A 25,418-nucleotide genomic window follows, 5' to 3' on the forward strand; every position below is an offset into this window, starting at 1 on the left:
CGAGACCGGAAAGGCCGGGTGATCTGCGGGACGCGGGCCCGCGGCCACCGATCATCTTAGAGCGGAAGATGCAGGCCCATATCGATGACGACGCGGCCGCGAATCTTTCCGCCAACGATCGAGCGGGCGCGATCCAGCGCCGCGTCGAAGGAAATGATTTCGCTTATCGCGTCGATCGCGGAGGCATCGAGGTCCCGCGCGATTCGGGTCCACGCGGCGCGCCGCAGCTCGATGCGCGGGCGCACGCTTTCGACGCCGAGCAGCGAGACGCCGCGCAGAATGAAAGGCGCGACAGTCGCCGGAAGCTCCATGCCGGCGACATTACCGCAGGCGGCGACGGCGCCATCGAAGCGCGTCTGCGCAAGAAGATTGGCGAGAGTGACGCCGCCGACAGTGTCGACGCCGACGGCGAAGCGCTGCTTTTGCAGCGGCTTTCCTGGAGCGGACAATTCGTCGCGGCTGATGATTTCGGACGCGCCCAGGCGTTTGAGATAGGCGTCTTCGCTCGCATGTCCGGTGACGGCGGCCACGCGCCAGCCAGCCTTGGCGAGCAATGCGACGGCGAAAGAGCCGACGCCCCCCGTCGCGCCCGTCACCACCGCGAGCCCGTCCTCGGGCCGGGAGCCATGGCGCTCCAGCGCAAGCACGCAGAACATGGCGGTCAGTCCCGCGGTGCCAACCGCCATGGCGCGCGCCGGCGTCAGCGGCGGCGGCAGTTTCGCGAGCCAATCGCCCGATAGCCGCGCCCTTTCCGCGAAGCCTCCATAATGCGCTTCGCCCAGGCCGCACGCCGTCGCAACCACAATGTCGCCCGCCGCAAATTCCGGATGCGTGGAGCGCGTGACGCGACCCGCGAGATCGACGCCGGGAATCATTGGGAAGCGACGCACCACCGGTCCCTTGCCAGCAACGGCGAGACCGTCCTTGTAGTTGATCGCCGAGAAAGCGACGTCAACGTCGACATCGCCCTCCATCAGGTCGCACTCACGCATGATGACGTAATCGGCGTGTTGGCCGTCATTGTCCTTGTCGATGCGAATGGCTCTGAAGTCAGTCATATGGCCGCGCCTCCGCCGTTGGCTGCGCCAAACCAGCGCTTTTTCGCGGAGAAAAAAAGACAAAAAAAAGAAAACATGAGGCCATCACGGCCGTAAAGCGCGAAATTCTGATTGATCAACTATGCAGAATTGGGCGGCGCCAATAGTGCATAATATTTCTTGATGCAGTCGCACTATTCTGTTAGTCAGTCAACAAGTAACGGCAGGGCGACGATTCTATGCATCAAAGCATTGATCAAGGGCGGCGGGGGCGGCGTCCGTCTCAACAGGAAGTGGTGAGCAATCCGATGAATCAAGCCAACAACATTGAACTCGCGGCTGACATCGTCTCGGCCTATGTGAGCAACAACTCCGTTCCCGCCGGAGAGTTGCCCGGGCTCATCAGCGAAGTCTACAGCGCCCTGTTGCGCGTTGGCGCGGGCTCCGCGGCGGCGCCCGCCGAGCCGCCGAAACCGGCGATTCCCGTCAAGCGTTCGGTGACCAATGATTACATCCTCTGCCTTGAGGACGGGAAGAAGTTCAAGTCGCTGAAGCGTCATCTGCGCACGCAATATGGACTGTCGCCCGAAGACTATCGTGAAAAGTGGGGCCTCCCGGCCGACTATCCGATGGTTGCGCCCAACTACGCCAAGGCGCGGTCTAATCTCGCCAAGCAGATGGGCCTCGGCCAGCAGCGCCGGCGTCGCGGCAAATAAAAGGCGGCCAAACGGCCGCCTTCTCCAATTGACCTGAAGGCCGCGGCTCGCGCTGTCGCGCGAGGTCCGTGACGCCCGACGGTTCAGGTCTCTTCGTCAGTTTCAATGTCGCCGTCGATCAATCCGGAGACATCGTCGTCGGACTCTTCCTCCTCGAGGAAAGTGTCGTCTTCGGCGTCGTCTCCCTCGATCTCCACATCATCTTCGACATCGATCGATTCCGCTACGGTCTCCGTCTCCTCGACTTCTTCGAGCGACACCGTTTCAGGGTTCTCCTTTTCGAGTTCGCTCTCTTCTTCTTGTTGCGCGCGCGCCGCCGCTCGCGTCAGCGCCACCACCTGATAAATCGCGCCACATTTCGGACAGGCGATCGGGTCCTTTTTAAAGTCGTAAAACTTCGTCCCGCAGGACTGACATTGGCGTTTGGCGCCGAGTTCGGGTTTTGCCACGGTCGATTGGTCCTCGAGAAGCAGCGTGGGAACGCCCCGCCTGTATTGAGAGACTGTGTGGGCGCTCCGGTTAGTGGCGTCCCGCCTCGCTGTCAAATGGGAAATGCATTGTCTGCGCGCCCATTGCCAAGCGCCGCGCAGATTGGCATAGAATCACCCTCATGCGGGTGTAGCTCAATGGTAGAGCAGCAGCCTTCCAAGCTGAATACGAGGGTTCGATTCCCTTCACCCGCTCCAGCCCTTCCGGTGAGCTTTCCTCAGCGCGAGCGATTGCGGCCCGCCTGTTCGTTTGCGTTCGGCCGCGCCTTGCCCGCAGCGGCGGCCGCCTTCGGCCCCGAATTCCCGTTCGCGCATCGCCGGTTCGCTCTGCCTGCAGAGGCTCGCCAAACACGCGAATCGGCTTTGGCGTTTACCAATTACGCGCAGAGGCGCGTCGCGCAAAGCCGCCGCAACGTCGAGAGGCCACGCGCGCGAATGCCGCGCCGCCTCGTCCAGGCGTCCCAGAGAAGGACGCGACGTTAAGCATTCTTGTTTGTTTGCGCCTCGCTCATCGTGTCGACGCGGCGGAAGACGCGCTCGAGGGTCGCGGAAACTCGACGGAACGCAACGCCAACTGAGATCGAACACTGATTCGTGCCTGCTGCGTTCCCGATTGATCCCAAAGCTTAACAGCGAGCTGCCGAACCGCCTAATCTTGGCCGTTGACAGCAGCGCCGAAAGGAGTCCGCCGGCGGCTCTTTCGTCAAAGCCGCGCGCGACGCCGTCGACGAGCCGTTCTCGCAACTTCTGGCGTTTCGATTTGGCCGCGCGTCCATATATTGTTGGAACAGAGCGTGACTCAGCGAGAGTCAGCGATTCGGGCGCGATTCGTTCCCAGGCTGTTCAGAAGGTAAAGTCGCGCCCTGCTCGAAGTTTCGATATGAAACGAAGGCGCGCCGCGGCGCGCGTCAGGCAGCAAAGAAGAACATGACAGTCGCGCCGTCTTACCCGGCGAGCCGCGCCGCCCCCCGCGCAAGGCCGTTCGACAGGGGCGTGGCGGCGGTGCTCGGCCCCACCAACACCGGCAAGACGCATCACGCCATCGAGCGTATGTTGTCCTTTCCCTCCGGCGTCATTGGGCTGCCTCTGCGCCTGCTCGCCCGTGAGGTCTATAATCGCGTCGCCGAACGCGTCGGCGCGGACAATGTCGCGCTCATCACCGGCGAGGAAAAGATTAAGCCCCGCGCGCCGGCCTATTGGGTCGCGACGGTGGAAGCCATGCCGCGCGACGTCCAGGCGGATTTCGTCGCGATCGACGAAATCCAGCTCGCCGCCGATCTCGACCGCGGCCATATTTTCACCGACCGGCTACTCCACTGGCGCGGACGTCAGGAGACTCTCCTGATTGGCGCGGCGACGATGGCGCCGCTCGTTACAGAACTTTTTCCGGGCGCGCCGATCTTTACCCGCCCGAGGCTTTCAAAGCTTTACTTCGCCGGCGACAAGAAGATCTCCAGGCTGCCGCCGCGCAGCGCCATCGTCGCCTTTTCCGCCGAAGAGGTTTACGCGATCGCGGAACTGATCAAGCGCCAGCGTGGCGGGGCGGCCGTCGTGCTCGGCGTCCTGTCGCCGCGCACGCGCAACGCGCAGATCGAACTCTATCAGGGCGGCGACGTCGATTACATTGTCGCGACGGACGCCATCGGCATGGGGCTCAATCTCGACGTCGACCATGTCGCCTTCGCCTCCGATCGCAAATTCGACGGATTGCGCCATCGCAGGCTGACGCCGGCGGAATTCGGGCAGATCGCCGGCCGAGCGGGGCGCCATATGAGCGACGGCTTTTTTGGCGCGACCGGCCGCTGCCCGCCCTTCGACGAGGAATTGATCGACGCTTTACAGGACCACCGCTTCGATCCGGTGAAGACGCTGCAATGGCGCAACAGCGCCCTCGATTTTTCTTCGATCGACGCGCTGATGCATTCTCTCGACCAAGTCCCGGCGCATCCGGATCTGGTGCGCGCGCGGGTCGCAGACGATCAAAGGGCGCTTGAAGCCGCGAGCCGTGATGAAATCGCGCGGCGCAACGCCAAGACGACAGCCGATGTCGCGCGGCTTTGGGAAGCCTGCCAAATCCCCGATTACCGCAAGACTTCGCCTGCCGCCCACGCCGAGCTCGCGCTGGCGATATTCGCGTTCATCGCCCGGCGCGGCAAGATCCCCGAGGACTGGATGGCGGGGCAGATCGAAGCGGTGGACCGCATCGACGGCGACATCGCGACGCTGTCGAACCGCCTCGCGCAAGTGCGTACCGCAAGTTTTATCGCCAACCGTTCCGGCTGGCTCGACGACACTCAGCATTGGCAGAGCGTCGCGCGTCGGGTAGAGGACAGCATATCCGACGCGTTGCACGACCGACTGACGCAGCGTTTCGTCGACCGCCGCACCAGCGTGCTGGCGCGCCGCTTAAGAGAGAATGCGATGCTTGAAGCCGAAATCAACGCCGCCGGCGACGTTCTGGTCGAAGGCCAGCATGTCGGAAGCCTTCAGGGATTTCGCTTCACGCCGGATCCCGGCGCGGCAGGCGAAGCGGCCAAGACGTTGAACGCGGCGGCGCAGAAGGCGCTCGCTGGAGAATTCGAGGCGCGGGCGACCCGCGTCTTCGACGCGGTCGACGACGCCTTCGCGCTCGGCAATGACGGCCTGATTCGCTGGCTCGGCGAACCTGTGGGGAAAATCGCCTCCGGCGCCGGCGTGCTGGCGCCGACGACGCGCGTGCTTGCCGACGAGCAGCTGACAGGACCGGCTCTAGAGAAGGTCAAACAACGCCTCGACCTCTGGCTCGCGCAACACGTCAAGAAGCTGCTCGGGCCGCTCGAGCAGCTGGAGAAGGGCGAAGGTTTGGAAGGGGTGACGCGCGGCGTCGCCTTCCAGCTCGCGGAAGAATTGGGCGTGCTGGACCGCGCGCGCGTCGCCAAGGACGTAAAGGCGTTCTCCCAGGAGGACCGCGCCGCGCTGCGCAAGCTTGGCGTGCGGTTCGGGGCCTATCACATCTATGCGCCCGCGCTTCTCAAGCCGGCGCCGCGCGCGCTTTCGGCGCTGCTTTGGGCGCTGCATCACGGCGGTCTTGAGAACGTGAAGGGGCTTGAGGAAGTGCCGCATCTGGCGGCCTCGGGACGCACGTCCTTCGCCGCCGACGCATCGATCCCGAAAGGTTTTTATCGCGCCGCCGGTTTTCGAGTCTGCGGCGAGCGCGTCGTTCGTGTCGATATTCTTGAACGTCTCGCCGATCTCATTCGGCCGGCGATCGCCTACCGCCCGGGGCTCACCGCGGGCGAGCCGCCGCCCGGCGCGGCCGACGCGGACGGCTTCGTCGTCACCGTCGCGATGACCTCGCTCACGGGCTGTTCCGGCGAGGCTTTTTCCTCGATCCTGAAGTCGCTTGGCTATGCTTCGACGCAGCGCCCGGGGCCGGCCATTACCGTTGCGATCGTGCCCGCGGCTGCGATGGAGCCTGTGACGCCAAAAGCTGGGGCCAAGCCGGCGGAAGCCGCGAGCGAGGATATTCAGGCCGAAAGCCCCGCTTCCGAGGCGCCGGCCGCCGCGGAAGCGGAGCCGTCTGTCGAGCCGCAGCCCTCTGCCTCGGAGGAAGCGCCGGCAGAGGAGCTCGCCGCCGAAGGGCCGACGACAGAGGCGCCGGCGTCCGTCGCCGTGGAAGCGGGTGCAGAGGCGCGCGAAGAAGAGGCGACAGCGGCCCAAGCGCAGGAAGAGCCCGCCTCGGAGGCTGCGTCGGCCAAAGCCGCGCCGACCGAGCCGGACTCCATCGAGATCTGGCGTCCACAGCGCCACGTGCATGCCGGTCCGCGCCCCCGCGAGGCCGGCGCGCATCGGCAAGCGTCCGGTCAGGGCGCTGAGGACAAGCAACAGAGGCCGCCGCGCCGCGACCAGCGGCCCGGCAACGCTCCGGGCAAGGAGGGGCGTCCGGCCGGAAAGCCGCGCTTCGAGGGCCGCCCGCCGCGCGATGACGCCCGCCCCCGGCGCCCTGCAGGCTTCGCCGCGCCGGAGCGGCGCGAGCGCCAGCCCGATCCGGATTCGCCCTTCGCCAAGCTTGCGGCGCTCAAGGCCGAACTTGAGAAGAAGGGCAAATAGCGGCGCTTGCGCTTCTGCCCTCAGCTTCGCCATCGTATTGCCAATAGTCGGGCGGACAATTATGGCTGCCCGGGGGCGGGCGCGGCCGAGTGCGAGAGGGGCTATGAAGAAGATATTGCCCGTTATTATGTGCGGCGGATCGGGGACGCGGGTGTGGCCCGAATCGCGCGAGACGCTTCCCAAGCAGTTCATTCCGCTCATTGGCGAGCGCTCCACCTTCCAGACGACGATGGCGATGCTGGCCGACCCGGCGTTCGAGCGGCCGATCGTCGTCTCTAATTTCGACTACCGGTTCCTCATCGCCGACCAGCTGCGCGAGATCGGCGCGCAAGCCGACGTCGTGCTGGAGCCGTCGCGTCGCGACTCGGGTCCGGCGGTCGCCGTCGCGGCGGGCCTCGCCGCGCGCCGCGCGCCCGACACAGTCGTCGTCGTGCTCGCCGCCGACCATGTCGTGCGCGACACCGAGGGCCTCGTCGATCTGTGCAAGCGGGCGAGCGCCGCGGCGGCCCAAGGCTATATCGTCACGCTCGGCGTCAAGCCCGACGGCCCCGCGACGGGATACGGCTATCTGCGCCCCGGCGCGCCGCTCGAGTCGTGTTGCGAGGTCTACAAACTCGACGCTTTCGTCGAAAAGCCGGACCGCGCAACGGCGCAGGACTATGTCGACGCCGGCTATTTCTGGAACAGCGGCAACTTCATCTTTCGCGCCGACGTCATGCAGTCGGAGATTGCGCAATTCGAGCCCGGCATTTTCGCCGCCGCCGAAGCGGCGATCGAAGCGGCCCGCCAGGACCTCGGCTTCATGATTTTGAACGCCGAGGCCTTCGCGCACGCGCCGAAGAAATCGATCGATTACGCCGTGATGGAAAAGACCGACAAAGCGGCGCTGATTCCGGCCGATATCGGCTGGTCCGACGTCGGCACCTGGCGCGCCGTCTGGGAATTGTCGGACCGCGACGAAAACGGCAATTCGGTGCGCGGCCAAGGCGTCGTCATGAACGCCCGCAACGTCCATGTGCGCTCCGAGGACACGCTGACCACCGTCGTCGGCGTCAACGACATCATCGTCGTGACGACGCAGGACGCCGTGCTGGTGCTTAGCCATGAGCATGGCGATCAGGTCAAACAGCTCGTCGAGCAGCTGCGCAGCGAAAACCGGCGCGAAGCGGGAGAGCACAAGCGCATTTTTCGGCCGTGGGGCTATTATCAGGGGATCGACGAAGGCCAGCGCTATCAGGTGAAGCGCATCGTGGTGAAGCCGGGCCAACGCCTGTCGCTGCAGAAGCATTTCCACCGCGCCGAACATTGGATCGTCGTGCGCGGCACGGCGGAGGTCGGCCGCGACGAGGAAATCCATCTCGTCCATGAAAACGAATCGATTTACCTGCCGATCGGCAGCAAGCACCGCCTGACCAATCCCGGCAAGATCGATCTGGAGCTGATCGAAGTGCAGACCGGCTCCTATCTCGGCGAAGACGATATTGTCCGCTTCGAGGACGCGTATAATCGGGGATAGTTAGCGACCGACCTTCCGCGTCATGGCCGGCCTTGTGCCGGCCATCCACGTTTAAGACGCGCGCCAACTTAGCAAAATAACCGTAGCGGCCGGCGTGGACGGCCGCGACAAGCGCGGCCATGACGCAATCAACCATCGTCAAAATCTGCGGTCTTTCCTCGCCCGAGACGCTTCTCGCGGCGATCGGAGCCGGCGCGGACATGGCGGGCTTTGTCTTTTTCGAGAAAAGTCCGCGCCATATCGACCTCGAGACCGCCCGCACCCTCGGGCGCCTCGCCAGCGAGCGGGTCAGCAAAGTCGCGCTCACCGTCGACGCTGACGACGCCGCGCTCCAGGACATCATCGACGCGCTCGCGCCCGACTATCTCCAGCTTCACGGAAGTGAGACGCCGGCGCGGGTCGCCGAGGTGAAGGCGTGCTTCGGCCTGCCGGTCATCAAGGCGGCGGGCGTCGCGACGTCCGGCGATGTCGAGGCGGCGCGCGCCTATGAAGACGTCGCCGACGTCATTCTGTTCGACGCCAAGCCCGCGCCGTACGCAGCGGTTCCCGGCGGCGCCGGCGTCGCTTTCGACTGGTCTCTGCTGCGCGGCGTCGCTGCGAAACATTGGATGCTTTCGGGAGGGCTTACTCCCGAGAATGTGGCGGAAGCGATGCGCCTCACCGGCGCCCGCGCGGTGGACGTCTCTTCCGGCGTCGAGCGCGAACGCGGCGTCAAGGACGCGGCGAAGATTGCAGCCTTCCTGGCCGCTGCTCGGCTTTCATAGCGGCGCGCCAAGGTCTAATAAGGCCGAAATCTCTTCCGAGGATCGCAAGTGAACAAGCCGATTCCCAATTCCTTCCGCGCCGGCCCGGATGAAAATGGCCGCTTCGGCATTTTCGGCGGGCGTTTCGTCGCCGAAACGCTGATGCCGCTCGTACTTGATCTCGAAGAGGCGTACGAGAAGACGAAGATCGATCCGGCTTTTCATGAGGAGCTCACGAGCCTCCACAAGCACTATGTCGGGCGCCCCTCGCCGCTCTATTTCGCCGAGCGCATCACCGACTATGTGCGGGAGCGCGCGGGCGAGGGCAAAGGCGCCAAGGTCTATTTCAAGCGCGACGAGCTCAACCACACCGGCGCGCATAAGATCAACAATGTGCTCGGGCAGATTCTGCTCGCGCGGCGCATGGGCAAGAAGCGCATCATCGCCGAGACGGGCGCCGGCCAGCATGGCGTCGCCACCGCCACCGCCTGCGCGCGCTTTGGACTCGACTGCGTCGTCTATATGGGCGCGGTCGACGTCGAGCGGCAAAAGCCCAACGTCTTCCGCATGAAGATGCTCGGCGCCGAAGTCATTCCCGTGCAGTCGGGCGCGCGGACATTAAAAGACGCGATGAACGAGGCGCTGCGCGACTGGGTGACGAATGTCGCCGACACTTTCTACTGCATCGGCACGGCGGCGGGGCCGCATCCCTATCCGGCGATGGTGCGCGACTTCCAGTCGATCATCGGCAATGAGACGCGCGTGCAGATGCAGGAGATGGAGGGGCGGCTTCCTGATTCGCTCGTCGCCTGCATCGGCGGCGGCTCCAACGCCATCGGCCTGTTTCATCCGTTTCTCGACGACGCCAGCGTTGAAATCTTCGGCGTCGAGGCTGCGGGCCATGGCGTCAATGTGCCGAACGGCCATGCGGCGTCGCTGACCGGCGGGCGTCCGGGCGTGCTGCATGGCAACCGCACTTATCTGTTGATGGACGACGACGGCCAGATTCTCGAAGGCCATTCGATTTCGGCGGGGCTGGATTACCCTGGCATCGGGCCGGAACATTCCTGGCTGCATGAGATCGGCCGCGTGAAATATCTGAACGCCACCGATCAGGAGGCGCTGAACGCTTTTCAGCTCTGTTCGAAGCTCGAGGGGATCATCCCGGCGCTCGAGCCCTCTCACGCGCTGGCGAAAGTGTTCGAACTCGCGGCGCAGAAGCCGCGCGATCATCTGATGGTGATGAATATGTGCGGCCGCGGCGACAAGGATATTTTCACCGTCGCCGAGCATCTCGGCGGGATGTGAAGGGGGGCGGGAACCCTCTCCCGCTTGCGGGAGAGGGTGTCACGCGGAACGCGTGACGGCCCTCATCCGACCCTCGCTACGCGAGGGCCACCTTCTCCCGCAAGCGGGAGAAGGGAAGCGCGCCCTCATTCATTGCCCCGCGCCACGCATCTTTGCGCGATCTCGTTGAGCCTTCGTCCGCGCTCGACCTCATCGGTCACGCCGGCGAGCGCCTTGCTGCTGATCGCTTCCCGCGCCGTGCACGCACAGGCGTCGTGGCATATTTTTCCTTCGCCGCCCTCATTCATGCAGCGCGCTTCGCATGAGGCGATGAATTCCGTCGCCTCGACCGCGGGCGGAATGAAATAGGCGAGGCCCATAAGGAGCGCGAAGAGCGCCGGCTGATGCGCGAGATAGATGAGCAGGCTGTGCCGGCCGAGGAAGGGAAGCCATTCCCTCTTAGCTGGTGTGGGGAGAGGGTTAGCGCCCTCGCTGCTCACGCCAAGCCTCTCGCCGTAAACGGGGAGAGAGAGCTTTCCCGCCGCGACGCCGAGAAGCAGCGCGCCGGCCCAGGGAAAGAGCGGACGCCAGTCCTGGGTCATCGGCTCGCTGGTCGAAAGCCCGATCCATTGCAGCCAATCGGCGTTGAAGGCGGACGACGCGAAGAACTCCCCGCCTATCAGGAAAAAGGCGCCGCAAGCGAATGCTGCTGGCCATGGCGCGAAAAGAAACGGTACGGCGATCAGACTGGCGACCGCGATGCAATGCAGAATGCCGAAGAACACAAAAGCGTTGGGAAAGAGCGCATAGGTGCCGGCCGTCACCAGCGCCGCCGCGGCGCCGATGAGCGCGAAGCGGCGCCAAAAGGCCGGCCAGCGCATTGAATCGCGATTCGCCAGGACCAGCGCCACGCCGGCGATGAAGAGAAAGGCGAAGGCGATCGAATGGCCGAATATTTTGACGGGCGCCGACCAGGGGAGATTGGCCGGCGCATAGCCGAAATGCGCGAGATCCCAGATGACGTGAAAAACCACCATCGCCAGGACGGCGATCCCGCGCGCCGCGTCGAGCGCCCACCATCGGCCCTGACTCATCGGCGCGCGGACGCCGGCGGCGCGCCCTGGAATTTGCCGAACACCATGTCGGGCGCCGAAAGATTATGGCGCGACGGCAGATGGCGGCCGACCCACACTTCTGCCGCGCTTGCGCCAGGAAAGCGAATGACGGGCGCTTCCTCCCAACTCTTCCCGCGCTTGCTGCGCCAGGCGACGATGGCGGCGTCGCTCATCGTCTCCATGGCGTACATCGACCGCAGCGCCGCGAAGGGCGATCCATTCGGCATCGCCTGACTGAAGGAGACGTCAAGCGTTATCCGGTCCTGATCGACGCTCTTGATCGAGAGGCGGCCTTCGCCGCCGCGCCTGAATTTGAGGATCAGGCTGCGCGATTGAGGCTCGAAGACGATTTCCTCAATATCGACGATCGGCCGCTCCTGCGTCTCGACCGGCCCGACGAGAAAGGACGAGCCGTAAGCCGTCCAGCGCATGTCGTCGAAGGGCAGCGGCCGCGCCCGCCAATAGCCGTCGGGCGGGTAGAGCACCATGATCTCTTCCGCGCGCTCGCGGCGCCACATCCAGAGCTGGATCAGATGGAAGCCGTGCTCGACGGAATCGCCGACGCGGATCGGCACGTCGTTGGGGCGCCAGAAGGAGGGAAAGGTGTAACCCGTCAGCCAGAATTCCGGCGTCTCCCAAAAGGTCTTGCGGCGCGCTTGCGAAAACGCCTTGGGGTCCACGGTGAAATCGCAGCTCGACCAGTCGGGCGCCCAGCGATCCGAGGCGATGGTGTTGATGTAGGAGGGGTGCACCGCCTGGATTTGCAGACTGCGCACGCGCGGCGAGATGAAGTCGAGCTCGACATTGTCCTTCTCGGCGCAGAGCTCCGGCGCCGAATTGTTCTCGACGCGAACTTGCAACTCTTCGGCTGGTTCGGGAAGCTCCGCCGAGGCTGAGCCGGCGAAGGCCAAGCCGCCGGCTCCCAAAAGAAAGCGGCGGCGATCGAATATCGTCAAGCGGAGATTCCCTGTTGCTTTTGAGGTCCTTATCGCGCGCAAAGGAAGCGCGGCAAGCGTCGCGATCCATTAACGGGCCGCAAAAGGCGAAAACAAGGAGTGGGCCCGCCCGGCTCGGACAGGCTTAGAGCAGGCTCCGAAAAAGTTGACGGACTTTTTCGATGAGAACCTGCTCCAACATTTTGATTTTGAGCGATTCCTTATCGGTCACATGATTCGATGTGATCGGGAAGCGCTCTCTAGGCGTTCAGAACAGGCCGCCGCCAAAGAGGGCGGCGAAGGGATCGGCGACTGCGTATCCATCGCCATAGGAATGACGCCCGCGCGACGCCGCATAGGCGACCCTGCCGCCCCGCCGCGCGCTGGCGTAGTATTGGCCGTGTGGCGGCGAGCCGGTGATCGAAATGCGGCCGCCTTCATTCCGCACCATTTGATACAGCATCGCCGCGTGGCCGGGCGACAGGCGCACGCAGCCATGCGAAGCTGGCCGGCCGAGCATCCCAGTCGCATAAGACCCGTGAATCGCATAGCCGCCGCGGAAAAAGATCGAGTGGGGCATGGGCGACATGTGATACTTTCGCGAATAATGCATGGGCTGCAAGCCGGTCGGCGCAAACGAGCCGCGCGGTGTAGAATAGCCCGCGCGGGCCGTCGACACCGGCCACGAATAGCTGCCCGACGAAGACTGCACATGCATGGTCTGCGTCGAAAGATTGATGTGGATGTGGGCGGCGGCGTTCGCCGCGCTCGCCCACGCAAACGGACAAAGAATGAAAGGAAGGATGACGGGAATACGCATGACGGACTCCTAACCTAACGCACAAGCGGCCTCGCCGGCGTTTCTGCTGTGGCTTGGCGCTCCATAAAACTAAATGAAGCGGTAAGCTTTCCCGGCAAGGATGAATCGCAAACCTTTGCGCCGGAGACGCGCACTTCGCGAATGGGGGCGAAACGCCCATGACGACAAATTCGATATTGCGCGCGCTGCGCGTGGCGCTGTTCGCCTTAGCAGGCTTGGCGTCCTTGACGGCGCTGGCGACGACAGATGGCGCTCTGGCGCAGGATAGGGGCACGCTCGATCCAAAGCCGCTGCCGCCGCTCGCCAATCCCTCCAGTCCGGTGACGCCGGCGCGAGAGCTGTTTGGCCGCGCGCACGCCGCGGCGCCGCTCCATCCCGATCCGATCGGCTTCTATTCGCGCGGCTGTCTCGCGGGCGGCGAGCCGCTGCCGATCAACGGCGCCCACTGGCAGGTCATGCGGCTGTCGCGCAACCGCAATTGGGGACATCCCAATCTCATCGCCTTCTTGAAGCATTTCTCGTCGAAAGCGGCGCGCGAATCGGGCTGGCCGGGCCTGCTCGTCGGCGATCTGTCGCAACCGCGCGGCGGGCCGATGCTCTCTGGCCACGCGTCGCATCAGATCGGGCTCGACGCCGACATCTGGTTCACGCCGATGCCCAATCGCGAATTAACGCGCGAGGAGCGCGAAGAGCTGATGTCGACGGACGTGGTGCGCGACGATCGGCTCGACGTCCGCCCCGAGGTCTGGAGCGCGGGCCACATCGCCGTGATCCGCGCGGCGGCGATGGAGCCGGCCGTGCAGCGCATCTTCGTCAACGCCGCGATCAAACGCGCGTTATGCCGCTCGGCGCAGGGCGAAAGCTGGATGCACAAGGTGCGGCCGATGTGGGGCCACAACTACCATTTCCACATCCGGCTTCACTGCCCGAACGGCTCCAACTGCCGCGATCAGGACCCGACTCCCGCCGGCGACGGCTGCGACGCCTCGCTCGCCTGGTGGTTTAAGGATGAGGTTCTGCGCCCGAGAACGCCGGGCGGCAAGAGCTGGCCCCCGATGACCATGGCGGGATTGCCGTCAGCCTGCCGCGAGGTTTTGCGCGCGCAATAGGCCTCAGTCGCATGAGCCGAGCGGGCAGGCGATGCCGGTTCCGCCCAGTCCGCAGTAGCCGCCGGGATTTTTGGCGAGATACTGCTGGTGATGCTCTTCGGCGTAATAAAACGGCGGGTTCTCTCGGATTTCCGTCGTGATCACGCCCAGGCCCGCCTGCGTCAATACGCGTTGATACATGGCGAGCGACTCCTTCGCGGCGGCGAGCTGTTCCGGCGTCGAGACATAGATGGCCGAGCGATATTGCGTGCCGGCGTCATTGCCCTGGCGCATGCCCTGCGTCGGGTCATGGCCCTCCCAGAAGATGCGCAACAGCTGTTCGAAGGTCATCGCCGGCGGCTGGTAGACGACGCGCACCACCTCCGCATGGCCGGTGCGGCCGCTGCAGACGTCCTCATAGGTGGGATTTTTCGTCACGCCGCCGGCGTAGCCGACCGCCGTCACATAGACGCCGTCGCCGGCCTGCCAGAATTTGCGCTCCGCGCCCCAAAAGCAGCCCATGCCGAAGAGGACCTGTTCGGACCCCAGCGGAAACGGCGGATCGAGCGGCCGCCCGTTGACGAAATGGCGCGTCCCATGCGCCACCGGCGTTTCGCGGTCGGGAATGGGCCCGAGCAGTTTGGAAAGACCGAGTTCGTCGAAGATCGTCATGGCGCCGATATAGTGTGGCGGCTCGAGGGAAACTAGCGGCGGGCGTAATAGAGAGGCGCCGAGCGCCGGTGGCTGAGCAGGATCAGCAAGGCCCCGACGCCGCCGAAGGCGACGCTGACCGGCGCCAGCATCAGCGTGGTTAGAACCGGGTCCCACAGGAAGCCAGATACATTCTCGACGCTCGACTGCAGCGACTGATAGAGGCTAGGAAACACTGCTGACGTTCCCCTGCTGATGCTCGTCACCATGACGCGGCCGGCGGCGATCGAGCGCGTGCCGTCGACGATGAGGGCGATGAAGCCGCCAGCGAGCAAGAGAAGGCCGATCAGTCGGATGAGGAGTCGCAGCATGGTCTCTTCGTGCGAACGTAAATGTTGCGATGGCGAAAAAGCGTGGGGAGAATAGGCGCCGCGGCCGCGTCTGTCCATGCTTGGCGTTGCGTTCCGGTCGCGCGTGAATATAGTGCGCGCTTCGCGGAGGGGTGGCCGAGTGGTTGAAGGCGCACGCCTGGAAAGTGTGTATGCGGGAAACCGTATCGCGGGTTCGAATCCCGCCCCCTCCGCCATCATAAAGATGTAAGCATATGATTTATTTTTGATATAATCATTTTACAGCGTAAGCGGGGTTACAAATCGTATTACACTTCGGCGCTGTTTGGGCCTCCCCTCCGTCTGGAAGCGCCTGCGTCCTAACATTGATGTGACGTGCGCCCGCCCAGTGTAAGCTTCCGGCAATTTCCTAGATGTCTGGATTAAACATGGGATTGTCGACCCGCGAATATCTCCTTGAGGAAACCGGTCAGCTGCGGCGCGTTTCGAGACGGGTCGTTGAAGGCATGCTTTAGGGCCGCGATGCCGTCGGCTCGGAAGTCGCGATTGCGATCGAATGCGATGGGTGCTGGAATCTCCACGAGCCTCCGAAGCGTCCCACAGCGAAAGCTCGCGCTCGATCTCGCGCACAATTCCTGAACCAAGCAGTGCGTCGCGGTTCGTCGCTCGTGTTTCAGGGGGTCGTTCACGCTCGATCTGCAGCGTCGGCGTCAAACCGCGCTTCCTGAAGGATTGCGCGAAAATCGGATTGGTTCAGCATATTCGCTCCCATGTGCGCGCACTGCGCAAGCGATATGCCCCCGTTCGATAATTATGGGGTGGCGCCATCAATGGCCGAGAGTGACCCTTATCATCCGACTGTCTCGCTTGCCTCAGCGCGCCCCGGCGCTATTTGGCCGGCGTCGCCACACGTAGCGACGTTCCAATCACCTCTCCCGCGGCTTCACCGTCGCGGGCCTTTTATGGTTCATCCGCTGGCATCGCGCCGACCCGGATGCGAACGCCCGCCATATCTGGCGGGCGTCGCTTCGTGCGAGCGGCTAGGCCTCACCGGCAATTCCACACCCAATGGCCTTGATCCCACACCCAACAAGGACCGTGAACGTGTCCGCCTCCACCGTAACCATAGTGATCGCTCCAATCCCTGTGCTGATGGCGGCCGTGACCTCCATAGTCTGGCAAATACCGGCCGTGGTGAAATGTGCCGGCGTGCGCGAACGACACCCACAACGTTGCGGCTGCTAGAATTGCGCCAAGCTTTAGAGTTTTGCGCATAGCGTCCTCCCATTCTTCTGATGGAGAGAACTATGGCGCTCGGGATTAATTTGAAGGGCGCGCAGATGGTGGGTGGCGAGTATGCGCTCGGAATGGGTTGTGTCGCCGCGCGCGTGAATAAGTTCGATATCGGCGATGACGACGCGAGCTTGATTAAGAAGATCGCAGCGGCGTAACGCTTCAAGCGAGCCACCCGTCGAGCCTTGGGTCGATTTGCCGACGCCTTCAAGCGAAAAGGCGGCCCTGCTCTCGGTCGAAAGCAGGGCCGCCAGCGAGGCTAGAAGAAGAGTGACGTAGGAAGGTCGTCTGACGAATAAATTTGGGTCGCTTCGCCCTTCGTCAAGCCCCGATTTCCTGCAATCGAACGCGCTGCTCAATTTGCCGCAGGAGCTTCTCCATTGCGGCTGGCAAAGGCTCGGCGGCGACGCCTGCAAAGATCGCACGCAAGTAGTCAGATATCGTCGCGACCTTCGTAGAGTCGGACAAACGCTGCCCCCCGTTCATTTTGACCATCAACACAATCAGATCCTCCACTTTCGAGGATATAATTCTTGACGGGCGCTAACGGTTCCCAATCAGCGAAGGAGCTGCCCGCGCCTTTTCGACGCGGTCGCTTGGGTTCAAAAGAACGCGGGCCCACCATGGGTGGCAGGACCGAAGGCTCGAGTCCGCCGCCCCATCTAGACAGCGGGCATCGGAGCGTTGCGCGCCGATAGCTCTAATCAGGGCGGCGGCGAGAAGGACGCAGGCCACGTTCCAATGGAATTGGATTATCTCAAGTTCACCGTGACGCGCTCTGCGTCTCTCCGGTTGCTTCAGCCACACGAAGCGATCGATGAGCCCGTCACTGCTGACGCGATCGAGTCCCAGGCTGTTGGCGCCCTCAAATTCTCGCTCGACGGCCCAGAGGCGAGGCGCCCACACACGCGTCACATTGAGGTCACGCCATCCCAGTCGCCGAATCTGCCCGCTGCCATTGAAAGCGCGCGTGCCGATTTCCTTCAACCGGGGTTGTTTCACAAGCAGCCCTTTGGGGGGCGACAACGCCATGCTCGGCTAATTGACCGCGCAGCGCGTTGATCAGTTGCGCGCGCTGGCGCGCCAGAAGATCGCGGGCGCGAAGCAGCATGGCGCGCGCCTGCTGCGCAGCCCGACGGCCTAGGAGCCGTGATGCCCTTTCTCAAGGGGCGCCAGTGCGTCGAGCAGATGACGATGACGACGCAGGAAAGCGGCCCCAATTCGACCTGCGGAATGCCACGAATAATGCTCCGGGCGCATCAAGGCGCGAAACCGCGCCTGCAATTCGGCGTCGTCTGGATCTTCGACGAATTTTCCTTCGAGCCGATCCATCATTTCCACGCCAAGTTCGGCGATATCATGCGGCGTATTGTCAATATGCCGCAAGCCTTGTTCGGCGAACTCCGTGGTTAGGTAGTATTCGGACGAGATGTCCGCCAGCGCCTCGCCAAAAGACAAAGTGCGTCCGCTCGCGTCCTGAAGCAATTTGGGAATTGTTATATCGCCCGGAAAAAGTGAATAGGCCGCTCCAATCGGAGCCATATTGGCGAGCGCCGACCGCTTGCCAAAAATTCCCGAGATTATGAAAACGCCAGAGGTATTGCCGAGCACAAAGCGGCATCGCGCGAGGAGAAAAATATCCATCCACGCGCTTTTCGCAGGCGAACGCGCATAGTCGACAATCCCTGGGGCCGGCGCCAGCGGCTCCATCGTCGCGTCGCCGACCCTGATGCACCAGCCGCCGCGAGCGACGATTTCCCGCATGGCCTCTCTGTAACCGTCGATCCGTGAATTTCGAAAACTATGCGCCCAGTCGTGGACGGGCTTGAAGCCGCCTTCACGCGAATGCACGCAGACGAACCAGGCCCCTTCCGGCATCCCCCAGGCCCGCAGCTGCTCCTCGCCCTTGGCGATTTCCGCTTCGGAAAGCTGTAAAAGCGGCGGCCGGTCACCCCAGAGCCGCTGAATTTCATGATTATGCGACGCGCCCCCCTGCGCAATGGAATAGGCCGGAATAACATCGACGACCTCCGGAAACTGCAAGAATGGCCGCAGCAGGACATTCATCGCGCGTGAGCGCACGACATGAATATAGCGCGTCCAATGCGCCAGAAGCGCCTCATTGGCGGGCGTACGACCGTCAACCAGGAGGATTGGTTTGACCTTTCGTCCCGAGAGTATTTGCCGCTTTAGATAAACGTCTAGATCCATCGCAAGCTGGCCGAAATCCTCGATCAGCCAGATATGCGTGTGCAGAAAGCGATACCCCAAGCGGCTGAGGATTCGCGCCAAAAGGGCGTAAATTGGGTAAAAGAAAAGACCGTGACGCCCCAACATTTGTTCGGTGAGGCCTGTTCGATCGTCATTCATTCCAATTGATCCCGTCCTTTAAGTTTGCGAGCGAATAACAGCGTTCGCTCCAATGAATTTAGGAGACCCTATCGCGCGAGCGACGAGCCGGGGCATCCGTCTCGGGCACTAACTCTTCGCCGCGATCGGCCCGGCGCATAATGCGATGTTGTAATGCGTCATCTTTGCGTAACCCGTATGAAGAACTTCGTCGTTCATGCCGAACATGAAGACGTTTCGAAAGTGGCGAAGCATGGTGTCTTTCAGCTCAGCCTGGGTCTTGCAGTTCACATGACCCAAACGAGACATCCGCGACGCATAGGCCTGTGATTCGAGCGATGGCGCGCCGATGACGCAAACGCCGTCTTGCGTCAGTGACGCTACGATATTTGAAATAAAGCGGTGTTCGTTGGAGCGATCGATATGTTCAAGAACATCGAGACTATATGCGCCCGAAAAACGGTCGGGAAAAGGGGTCGCAACCATGTCGTGGCGGTGAAACGAGATGGAGTAACGATCGCCGGCGACAGCTCGAGCGTCCTCTATAAACTCCGGGTCGAAATCAATGGCCGTCACTTTACTGACCGCCTGGGCCACTATCCTCGTTCCAAATCCGTCGCCGCAGCCGACCTCGAGAACATGGTCGGCGCCTTCGAGCATCTTCGCCACGAATTTGTAACGCGCCATCATGAAAGCGAGGCGCTTGGGATCGTCGAGATAGGCCCAACTCGTCATCAGACCCATGCGCTGATGGCCGTGCTTGCGAATCTCGGCTACAAATTCCGCATATTGCTTTTCGCCTTCGCGCTCCACCTGGTCCCCCATGATTCTACGTCGCCTGGGGTATGATCATATCACTCTGGGAACAAATATCGGTTCGCGCCCAATCGGCAAAGCCCAGCCCGACGTCGAGCTCCTCTAGGGCATCGCCGATTCGAACGCCAATAGCGGTTTCAAGGTTACCCGGCGCCAGGGAGACCCGCAGCGGCCGCTCCTCGACAGGAATTCCCGCCATCGCGGCGCTGGCCGAGACCACCAATCGCGCGTCCGCGCCAAGGCGGCAAGCAAGGTGGCGTCCTGCTTGCAGATAGCTGATTTCCTCAGAACCGCCCAGATGCCAGACGCCGCCCAGGCGCCGACAACCGATAAGTTCGACCCCTGCCACGACTTTCGCCATCGCGATTGGCGCCAAAAGCAGATCGTCGAAGGCCTCGATGGCTTCGCCCCGCGACAATTCGCGACGCCATCGCAGGAATAAATCGAGATGCGGTCCAACGACTTTGCTCAGGCGGACGATCGCGACAGAATCGCCCAAGCGCGACAATGCCGATTCCGCCTCGGCCTTCAGCTTTCCGTAGACTGATCGAGGCGAGCGCGGCTCCTCGGGACCGACGCCGCTCTTGGTTCCGTCGAACACTTGGTTTGTCGAAAGAAAAACGACGAAAGCGCCGTTCTTCACCGCCCGCTCCGCAATAAGAACCTGCGCGTCGACGTTCACTTTTCGAGCGAGCTCCGGCTCCAGTCGACATTCCGCCAGTCGTGTCATCGACGCCGCAAGGATGACCACGTCGCGCGCCGAGAATGAAAGCTCGGGCAGATCGGCGCCGAGGTCGAGATAAAATTCGTTTTGTCGATCGACCGGCTGACGCCTGGTCGACGCGATCGCTTCTATTCGTTGCGCGCTCAAGCTTTTCATCAAAGCGGAGCCGATGGCTCCGCTTCCCCCGATGACGCAATATCGCGGGCTGCTTCCGGCGTTCATCTGACGATTTCCGCGGGAGCGTGGTAACGCACGCCCTGTCTCGCCAAGCGAGATTTTACTGCGGCGGCGACCTTCGGAATTAGCGGAACGAAGACATCGGAATTCTCGGCGACGTTGTCAGGAGCGATGACGGGCCTGCCCATGTGCTCTCGCCCGATGCGCCGAGGATCTTCGTCCACGAAAAAGTCGACCTCTTCATCGACCGCGCCTGCGAGCCACGTTCCGGAGATGGAGGTGCCAAAAATACCGAAATTCGCGCTCGAACGCGCAAGCTCTCGCGAGTTGCGCACTTGCGCGTTCAGCCAATCGACCTGAGCGCGGATTTCATCCATGCCCTTGTGAGGCGTCGCCGCGGGTCGGTCGCGGGATGCGACGGCCTTACCGATCCAGCTCAATTCCTTGGGGAGCAAAGCGTCGTGGGCTGCGACAGTCTCGTAGCCCGCGCGTTCGCCCAGGCGGCGGAGCGACTCGACAGTGAAGTGCGTGAGATGATCGACGATGACGAAATCGAATGGCGTGATTGCGCAATCCGGAACCTGCACGAAGACGCGTCCGTCGTCGCCGATGAGACGCCGCAGCTCGATCAATGTGTCGACCGGCGAGATGAGATGCTCGAGCGAGTGGATCAGGGTGACGAGGTCGAAGCGTGCGTCGATTGCGTCGAGATCGCAGGTATAGAGCTCGACGAAATTCGGCAGTTGCACAAGACGCTCGCGCGCGTCGTCGCGGATTTCGGCGCCGTAAAGGCGCCAGCGAGGATGGCGACCTGAAAAGGTCTTCAACGCCGAGCCGGTTCCGCATCCGAAATCGAGGACGCGCGCGTCCTCGCGAAGCGTGAGCGCGCCATCGAGATAGTCTATTATCAAGGCGGAGCGAGGTTGCGGCCCGGTCGATTGACCCGAAAAGATCGGTTGCTCGTCGCCCTGAGACTGGTGGTATAATTCGTAATTCCGGTAGATCTGCGCGATCTCCGCGCGCCAGGCGTCGTCCACGATTTTTTGAGCGGCGCCACACTCTTCGCAACACGCAAGCCTTCCGCCTGCTGGCCACGGTCGAGCGTCAGAGGTGACACGCGGCAACTCGCGAAACGACACGAGTTCGCGCAATCTCTCCGATCCGCAAACCTGACAAGAATTGCCCGACGACAGCACTAAGGTCATCGAGGAAATTCCTGGAGCCGCCGCGCTTCTTCATTCAATTCCACGGAGCGCCGCGCGCGTTCATGGCTCGCGCGCGTCAGATGCATCCAGAGCGCAAATGCGTCGTATGGCGTCACGCGTTCCCTCGCAAGCAGATCGGGGCCCTCGAACGCGCGCATCGCGCGCCCCTCTCCGAGGACAAGCCTCTCCATCTGTGCGGCAGCGAGCGGCGTCTCGAAGAAATGGCGCTCGACGGGGCCGCCGCCCAATGCGGTAAAATCGAGCGTCATCGTCGAAAACCAGACCATGGTCGGGGCGTCGTATCCCAGTTCTTCCCGCAGTTCGCGCCGCAACGCCGCCTCGGGCCCTTCGCCGGGTTCGAGGCCGCCGCCGAAGAGGCCCCAATGGCCCGGAAAAAAAATGCCGGGCTTCTCATCCCTAAGCTGCATGAGATAACGACCGTCGTCTAGGACAAGCAGCGCAACCGCCGCATCGCCCGGCGTCAGCGGTCCTTCGTTGAGGAAATAGTCTGGGGCGCGGTCACTCACTGAGAATTCGCCGCGTCATATCCTCGATCGAAAGCCCGTGCGCGTCGAGGATGTCGTCATGGCTTCCGTAGCAGTGAATGAACTCATCCTTAAGCGTGAATGAAAAGAGCCTTGTTCGCGCCCCGATATCGAAGGCGATTGCTTTGACTTGCATTGCAAGACCGCCGGTTGGCGCACATTCCTCGATAACGACGACAGAGGAAAATCGCGTCAGCGCGTCGGCGACTCCGCTGACGTCGAGCGGCTTCAATGTGTGAACCGAATTGATCGCCACGCTGCGGCCGGCCGCCTCGAGCCGCTCGGCCACGGCCCACGCGCGTTTCATGATCGGACCGTAAGTAAGAATGCAAACGTCCGCGCCCGGACGAATTTGCCGCAGCTTGCCGAAGGTCCAGGGTTGTGGCGCGTTGCTGGTGAAGTCCGGCTCTCCTGCCTTGCCGAGGCGCAGATAGACCGGCCCATGCTCCTGCGTGGCGCACCAGCGCGTCGCCGCTTCGGTTTCGGCCGGGTCGCAAGGCGCGATAACTGTGAGGTTAGGAATCGCGCAGGCGATCGCTACGTCTTCTTGCGCGTGATGCGTCGCGCCGAGCGTCGAATAGGTGAGGCCGCCGCCGATGCCGACCACGGTGACGCATAGATTTTGGTAGCACAGATCGTCTCGCACCATTTCAAACGGGCGGTAGAGCGAGAAGGTCGCAATCGTGTAGGCGAAGGGCCGCAGACCACGCTGCGCCATTCCGGCGGTCATGCCGATCATGATCTGCTCGGCGACTCCGGTATTCACGAAGCGCTGCGGAAATTTCGTGCGAAACTTCTCGATGCTGCCGGCAGGAGAAATGTCCGCTACGACAAGGCACAGGCGCTCGTCCTCCCTGCCCAATTCATAGAATGTATCCGCAAATCTATTCCTCATGGGGCGTTCTCGATTTCGTTCAACGCCTGCGCATATTCCTCCGAATTGGGCGAACGGTAATGCCAGATCGGAACGCTCTCCATGAACGAAACGCCTTTGCCCTTCGTCGTGCGACAAACGATCAACCTCGGGCGAGGGGTTGCGTCATTCGAACAGTCGTTGTCGAGCGCCGCGAAAATCTCCGCGCTGTCATGTCCAGCTACTTCGGCCGTGCTAAATCCAAAAGCGCGCGCTTTGTCGAGTAGGGGGTAAAAGGCCTTGTGACCCTCGCTTATACGTTCGAGACCAGAAAAATCATTGTTGTCCATCAGCGCGACAAGATTGGAAAGACCGAGATTTGCGGCGGCCATCATCGCCTCCCAGGTCGAGCCCTCCTGAAATTCGCCATCCGATAGGACGCAATAGACCCGCGCGTCGCTCCCCTTCAGCTTCTCAGCGAACGCCTGTCCGACCGCGATTCCCAACCCATGTCCCAATGATCCGGTCGAAGCCGCAATCCCCGGCGTGCCGTAATCGGGATGCGCGCCGAGCCGCCCGCCGGGCTTGCAATAGGCGTCGAGGTCGGCGCGCGACAATACGCCTTGCTCCTCGAGCACGACATATTGGATCATGCAGCCGTGACCTTTGGACATCAGAAAGATGTCGCAATACGCACCGTTCGCGTCCCGCCGCATCGCGCCGTTATACAGCGCGTCGACGATCTCGACGCAGGAAAAAGCCGGCGCTACATGCAGCGCGGAAACTTGTCGCGAGATGTCCAGAATGCGCCGGCGGTAGCTGCGGCAGCGTTCCTTTGCCGCAGCGGCGTCGAAATTGTTGCGCCGTCGCTCGTCGCGCTGACATAGCATGAGTCCGTTGGTCATTTCACATTCCGCCCAACTCGTTGCGGTCGATCATGCCCGCAAAGTGTAATCGCGAGGCGCGCGTTTCAAAGCGGGAAGATTTGCACGCGCCCAGTCGACCATTTCCGACAAGCCCTCCGCCCAATCAATGCGGGGCTCCCAACCCACGTCGCGCTTGATCGCTGAAGAGTCGAGCCAGTAGCGAGAGTCCTGCCCGAGTCGATCGCCGCTGACCTCGCACAATTGTTCGAACGGAACGCCGACAGCCTCCGCGCAAAGCTCGACGACGCGCCGAATCGAAGTTGGCTCGCTCGGACCGACGTTATAGACGGCGCCGAGCGGCGCGCCTTCGGCAACGAGCTGGATCGCCCGGCCGAGATCCCGCGCATGAATATAGGACTTTTCCGCCTTGCCGCCGCCATGCAAGGGCAGTTTCTCGCCGAGCAGCCCCGAGACGATCGCCTTGGGCACGACGCGATGCAAAAGCTGCCCGGGACAATAGGCGTTCGACGGCCTCAAAATATTCATCGGGAACTTGAGGAATCGCGATATCGACAGAAGATGCATGTCGAAAGCGACCTTGGAGGCGGCGTAAGGGCTCGACGGCTTGATCGGCTCGTCCTCGGTCACGGGGCGATCGACGGACCCGTACATTTCCGACGTCCCGATCTGAATGAAACGCTCCAACCAATCCCGTTTCATCAACTCTTCCGTAAGGCGCGCCAACGCCATCGAATTCGTCTCAAAAAAGCGCCAGGAGTGCTTCCAGGAGACGGCGCCCTCTCCCTGCGCTGCGAAATTGACAATGATCTCCGGCTTTTCGCGATCGAGCAGTTCGAGCAGCAGATCGATTTCGTAAGTCACGTGACGGGCATGATATTCGTAACCTTCGCGCTGATCGATATCCAGCGAGAACGCGCGCTCGCGCAGCGGATTGCGACCGATGCCGATCACTTTTCGCGGGTTCGCGTGATCGAGCAGCCAGAGCGCGGCGTGAATGCCGAAGCTGCCTCCGCCGCCAAGGATTGCATAGGTCTTATTCGACATGTGTTCGCCTTCGCTTCTTAAGAGAGCGTCACGTCACTCGACGATCGTCCAATAATAGTCGCCCGTATAGCCGGCTTCGGCAAAGACTTCGATCCAGCCCTGCGGATAATCGTGGAATTTCGCCGTCAGCACCCAACTTTCGAAAAGACTCTTTTGCTCGGGCGTACGATACGAATCGACCTGGACGAATGAGCTTTGGCGAGACACGCGCTGGATCTCACGCAACGCCCTCAATGCGCCGGCGCGGTCGAAATTGTGAATCGTGTTGATGCTCACGACGCAATCGAAGCTCTTGTCGGGGAATGGCAGCGCGTCGGCGGAGCCGAGGTGCAGACGGCCCACGACCTCCGGTTCGCAGTGCATGAGGGCGTAACGCGATATGTCGAGACCGAAGGCCTCCAGCCCCGGCTCCGCGAGCATCAGGTCTTTGACGAGAAAGCCCTTGGCGCATCCGACATCGAGAATTCGCGCGCCCGCCGCGAGACCGAAATGAGCGATGATATCCTTCGCGACCGGTCGCCAGCGCCCGTCGTAGCGATAGCCGCCATAGCCATATTCTCGCGGCCCGTCGAAATAGAGCTCCCCATATTCTCGCGAAAGCGCAATGATCTCGGGCGTCTTCGCTTCGCCTCGCTGCGTGACGTTGCGCCGGGATTTTGGCAGCGCGCGTAACAGATCGACTTCCGCCAT

Annotated in this window: 24 protein-coding genes, 2 tRNA genes and 1 pseudogene; 9 read left to right on the top strand and 18 right to left on the bottom strand. The window is 62.5% G+C overall.

Annotated elements, in window-relative coordinates:
• Positions 1-56 precede the first annotated feature (56 nt).
• Positions 57-1,058, bottom strand: coding sequence for an acrylyl-CoA reductase (NADPH) (gene acuI, locus HUN39_RS07470; RefSeq protein ID WP_175093845.1), 1,002 nt, complete (start codon positions 1,056-1,058; stop codon positions 57-59).
• A gap of 287 nt (positions 1,059-1,345) precedes the next feature.
• Between acuI and HUN39_RS07475 the strand changes: the two genes are divergently transcribed.
• The gene (locus HUN39_RS07475; protein ID WP_175093846.1) at positions 1,346-1,753 is read left to right on the top strand and encodes a MucR family transcriptional regulator; all 408 of its coding nucleotides are present in this window, start codon (positions 1,346-1,348) and stop codon (positions 1,751-1,753) included.
• Between the two features lie 83 nt (positions 1,754-1,836).
• Here HUN39_RS07475 and HUN39_RS07480 read toward each other — a convergent pair whose 3' ends face one another.
• The gene (locus HUN39_RS07480) at positions 1,837-2,202 is read right to left on the bottom strand and encodes a TIGR02300 family protein (protein ID WP_175093847.1); all 366 of its coding nucleotides are present in this window, start codon (positions 2,200-2,202) and stop codon (positions 1,837-1,839) included.
• A gap of 163 nt (positions 2,203-2,365) precedes the next feature.
• On the opposite strand from HUN39_RS07480, the gene HUN39_RS07485 reads away from it, so the two are divergent.
• The 5 genes from HUN39_RS07485 (at position 2,366) to trpB (ending at position 9,897) form a co-directional block, all read left to right on the top strand.
• Positions 2,366-2,439 (top strand) — tRNA-Gly (locus HUN39_RS07485).
• Between the two features lie 729 nt (positions 2,440-3,168).
• On the top strand, positions 3,169-6,330 hold the full coding sequence (locus HUN39_RS07490) for a helicase-related protein (RefSeq protein WP_175093848.1): 3,162 nt from the start codon (positions 3,169-3,171) through the stop codon (positions 6,328-6,330).
• A gap of 103 nt (positions 6,331-6,433) precedes the next feature.
• On the top strand, positions 6,434-7,846 hold the full coding sequence (locus tag HUN39_RS07495) for a mannose-1-phosphate guanylyltransferase/mannose-6-phosphate isomerase (protein ID WP_175093849.1): 1,413 nt from the start codon (positions 6,434-6,436) through the stop codon (positions 7,844-7,846).
• A gap of 119 nt (positions 7,847-7,965) precedes the next feature.
• Entirely contained in the window at positions 7,966-8,610 is a 645-nt protein-coding gene (locus HUN39_RS07500; protein ID WP_175093850.1) for a phosphoribosylanthranilate isomerase, read from the top strand.
• Positions 8,611-8,658: 48 nt separating this feature from the next.
• Positions 8,659-9,897, top strand: a complete 1,239-nt coding sequence (gene trpB, locus HUN39_RS07505) for a tryptophan synthase subunit beta (RefSeq protein WP_175093851.1) — start codon at positions 8,659-8,661, stop codon at positions 9,895-9,897.
• Between the two features lie 125 nt (positions 9,898-10,022).
• Here the strand turns inward: trpB and HUN39_RS07510 are convergent, their stop codons facing one another.
• From HUN39_RS07510 to HUN39_RS07520, 3 genes are all read right to left on the bottom strand, one after another.
• The gene (locus HUN39_RS07510) at positions 10,023-10,970 is read right to left on the bottom strand and encodes a heparan-alpha-glucosaminide N-acetyltransferase (protein WP_175093852.1); all 948 of its coding nucleotides are present in this window, start codon (positions 10,968-10,970) and stop codon (positions 10,023-10,025) included.
• Positions 10,967-11,947 carry a hypothetical protein gene (locus HUN39_RS07515; protein WP_210266883.1) on the bottom strand — a complete coding sequence of 327 codons (981 nt, stop codon included), beginning with the start codon at positions 11,945-11,947 and terminating at the stop codon, positions 10,967-10,969. Before HUN39_RS07515 ends, HUN39_RS07510 begins: the two co-directional genes overlap by 4 nt.
• Positions 11,948-12,194: 247 nt before the next feature.
• Positions 12,195-12,746, bottom strand: a complete 552-nt coding sequence (locus HUN39_RS07520) for a L,D-transpeptidase (RefSeq protein WP_175093853.1) — start codon at positions 12,744-12,746, stop codon at positions 12,195-12,197.
• Positions 12,747-12,904: 158 nt separating this feature from the next.
• On the opposite strand from HUN39_RS07520, the gene mepA reads away from it, so the two are divergent.
• Entirely contained in the window at positions 12,905-13,855 is a 951-nt protein-coding gene (gene mepA / locus HUN39_RS07525) for a penicillin-insensitive murein endopeptidase (protein ID WP_175093854.1), read from the top strand.
• Between the two features lie 3 nt (positions 13,856-13,858).
• On the opposite strand, the gene msrA is transcribed toward mepA, so the two are convergent.
• Positions 13,859-14,506: a peptide-methionine (S)-S-oxide reductase MsrA gene (gene msrA / locus HUN39_RS07530; protein WP_175093855.1), complete on the bottom strand. Its 648-nt coding sequence runs from the start codon at positions 14,504-14,506 to the stop codon at positions 13,859-13,861.
• Positions 14,507-14,538: 32 nt separating this feature from the next.
• Positions 14,539-14,856 (bottom strand): hypothetical protein, encoded by a 318-nt coding sequence (locus HUN39_RS07535; RefSeq protein ID WP_175093856.1) that lies wholly within the window; start codon positions 14,854-14,856, stop codon positions 14,539-14,541.
• A gap of 125 nt (positions 14,857-14,981) precedes the next feature.
• Between HUN39_RS07535 and HUN39_RS07540 the strand changes: the two genes are divergently transcribed.
• Positions 14,982-15,071 (top strand) — tRNA-Ser (locus tag HUN39_RS07540).
• A gap of 1,071 nt (positions 15,072-16,142) precedes the next feature.
• Positions 16,143-16,286 carry a hypothetical protein gene (locus HUN39_RS07545; RefSeq protein WP_175093857.1) on the top strand — a complete coding sequence of 48 codons (144 nt, stop codon included), beginning with the start codon at positions 16,143-16,145 and terminating at the stop codon, positions 16,284-16,286.
• Between the two features lie 163 nt (positions 16,287-16,449).
• Here the strand turns inward: HUN39_RS07545 and HUN39_RS07550 are convergent, their stop codons facing one another.
• From HUN39_RS07550 to HUN39_RS07600, 11 genes and pseudogenes are all read right to left on the bottom strand, one after another.
• Positions 16,450-16,629 (bottom strand): hypothetical protein, encoded by a 180-nt coding sequence (locus tag HUN39_RS07550; RefSeq protein ID WP_175093858.1) that lies wholly within the window; start codon positions 16,627-16,629, stop codon positions 16,450-16,452.
• A 511-nt stretch (positions 16,630-17,140) separates the two neighbouring features.
• A pseudogene (locus tag HUN39_RS07555) lies at positions 17,141-17,257 on the bottom strand (IS110 family transposase); the annotation flags it as partial.
• An 11-nt stretch (positions 17,258-17,268) separates the two neighbouring features.
• Positions 17,269-18,498: a TIGR04372 family glycosyltransferase gene (locus tag HUN39_RS07560; protein ID WP_175093859.1), complete on the bottom strand. Its 1,230-nt coding sequence runs from the start codon at positions 18,496-18,498 to the stop codon at positions 17,269-17,271.
• A 108-nt stretch (positions 18,499-18,606) separates the two neighbouring features.
• A complete protein-coding gene (locus tag HUN39_RS07565; RefSeq protein ID WP_175093860.1) occupies positions 18,607-19,302 on the bottom strand; it encodes a class I SAM-dependent methyltransferase in 696 nt (231 codons plus the stop codon).
• Positions 19,303-19,306: 4 nt separating this feature from the next.
• On the bottom strand, positions 19,307-20,239 hold the full coding sequence (locus HUN39_RS07570; protein ID WP_269750309.1) for an SDR family oxidoreductase: 933 nt from the start codon (positions 20,237-20,239) through the stop codon (positions 19,307-19,309).
• A complete protein-coding gene (locus HUN39_RS07575; RefSeq protein ID WP_175093862.1) occupies positions 20,236-21,399 on the bottom strand; it encodes a class I SAM-dependent methyltransferase in 1,164 nt (387 codons plus the stop codon). Before HUN39_RS07575 ends, HUN39_RS07570 begins: the two co-directional genes overlap by 4 nt.
• Positions 21,396-21,926 carry an NUDIX domain-containing protein gene (locus HUN39_RS07580; RefSeq protein WP_332310733.1) on the bottom strand — a complete coding sequence of 177 codons (531 nt, stop codon included), beginning with the start codon at positions 21,924-21,926 and terminating at the stop codon, positions 21,396-21,398. The genes HUN39_RS07575 and HUN39_RS07580 overlap by 4 nt, the downstream gene beginning before the upstream one ends.
• Complete coding sequence (locus tag HUN39_RS07585; protein WP_175093863.1) at positions 21,919-22,839, bottom strand: transketolase family protein; 921 nt, start codon at positions 22,837-22,839, stop codon at positions 21,919-21,921. The genes HUN39_RS07580 and HUN39_RS07585 overlap by 8 nt, the downstream gene beginning before the upstream one ends.
• Complete coding sequence (locus HUN39_RS07590) at positions 22,836-23,702, bottom strand: transketolase (RefSeq protein WP_175093864.1); 867 nt, start codon at positions 23,700-23,702, stop codon at positions 22,836-22,838. The genes HUN39_RS07585 and HUN39_RS07590 overlap by 4 nt, the downstream gene beginning before the upstream one ends.
• A 30-nt stretch (positions 23,703-23,732) precedes the next feature.
• Positions 23,733-24,728, bottom strand: a complete 996-nt coding sequence (locus HUN39_RS07595) for a GDP-mannose 4,6-dehydratase (protein WP_175093865.1) — start codon at positions 24,726-24,728, stop codon at positions 23,733-23,735.
• Between the two features lie 33 nt (positions 24,729-24,761).
• Positions 24,762-25,418: a class I SAM-dependent methyltransferase gene (locus HUN39_RS07600; protein WP_175093866.1), complete on the bottom strand. Its 657-nt coding sequence runs from the start codon at positions 25,416-25,418 to the stop codon at positions 24,762-24,764.

This window comes from Methylocystis silviterrae (assembly GCF_013350005.1).
Taxonomy (GTDB): Bacteria; Pseudomonadota; Alphaproteobacteria; order Rhizobiales; family Beijerinckiaceae; genus Methylocystis; species Methylocystis silviterrae.

Bases quoted from the DNA above. Each gene is read 5' to 3' on its own strand.
- HUN39_RS07475 (WP_175093846.1), top strand. From the start codon at position 1,346: ATGAATCAAGCCAACAACATTGAACTCGCGGCTGACATCGTCTCGGCC.
- HUN39_RS07535 (WP_175093856.1), bottom strand. From the start codon at position 14,856: ATGCTGCGACTCCTCATCCGACTGATCGGCCTTCTCTTGCTCGCTGGC.
- HUN39_RS07495 (WP_175093849.1), top strand. From the start codon at position 6,434: ATGAAGAAGATATTGCCCGTTATTATGTGCGGCGGATCGGGGACGCGG.
- HUN39_RS07585 (WP_175093863.1), bottom strand. From the start codon at position 22,839: ATGAGGAATAGATTTGCGGATACATTCTATGAATTGGGCAGGGAGGAC.
- HUN39_RS07510 (WP_175093852.1), bottom strand. From the start codon at position 10,970: ATGAGTCAGGGCCGATGGTGGGCGCTCGACGCGGCGCGCGGGATCGCC.
- HUN39_RS07570 (WP_269750309.1), bottom strand. From the start codon at position 20,239: ATGAACGCCGGAAGCAGCCCGCGATATTGCGTCATCGGGGGAAGCGGA.
- HUN39_RS07500 (WP_175093850.1), top strand. From the start codon at position 7,966: ATGACGCAATCAACCATCGTCAAAATCTGCGGTCTTTCCTCGCCCGAG.
- HUN39_RS07560 (WP_175093859.1), bottom strand. From the start codon at position 18,498: ATGAATGACGATCGAACAGGCCTCACCGAACAAATGTTGGGGCGTCAC.
- HUN39_RS07545 (WP_175093857.1), top strand. From the start codon at position 16,143: ATGGCGCTCGGGATTAATTTGAAGGGCGCGCAGATGGTGGGTGGCGAG.
- acuI (WP_175093845.1), bottom strand. From the start codon at position 1,058: ATGACTGACTTCAGAGCCATTCGCATCGACAAGGACAATGACGGCCAA.
- HUN39_RS07490 (WP_175093848.1), top strand. From the start codon at position 3,169: ATGACAGTCGCGCCGTCTTACCCGGCGAGCCGCGCCGCCCCCCGCGCA.
- mepA (WP_175093854.1), top strand. From the start codon at position 12,905: ATGACGACAAATTCGATATTGCGCGCGCTGCGCGTGGCGCTGTTCGCC.
- HUN39_RS07565 (WP_175093860.1), bottom strand. From the start codon at position 19,302: ATGGGGGACCAGGTGGAGCGCGAAGGCGAAAAGCAATATGCGGAATTT.
- HUN39_RS07600 (WP_175093866.1), bottom strand. From the start codon at position 25,418: ATGGCGGAAGTCGATCTGTTACGCGCGCTGCCAAAATCCCGGCGCAAC.
- HUN39_RS07575 (WP_175093862.1), bottom strand. From the start codon at position 21,399: ATGACCTTAGTGCTGTCGTCGGGCAATTCTTGTCAGGTTTGCGGATCG.
- msrA (WP_175093855.1), bottom strand. From the start codon at position 14,506: ATGACGATCTTCGACGAACTCGGTCTTTCCAAACTGCTCGGGCCCATT.
- HUN39_RS07590 (WP_175093864.1), bottom strand. From the start codon at position 23,702: ATGACCAACGGACTCATGCTATGTCAGCGCGACGAGCGACGGCGCAAC.
- HUN39_RS07595 (WP_175093865.1), bottom strand. From the start codon at position 24,728: ATGTCGAATAAGACCTATGCAATCCTTGGCGGCGGAGGCAGCTTCGGC.
- HUN39_RS07520 (WP_175093853.1), bottom strand. From the start codon at position 12,746: ATGCGTATTCCCGTCATCCTTCCTTTCATTCTTTGTCCGTTTGCGTGG.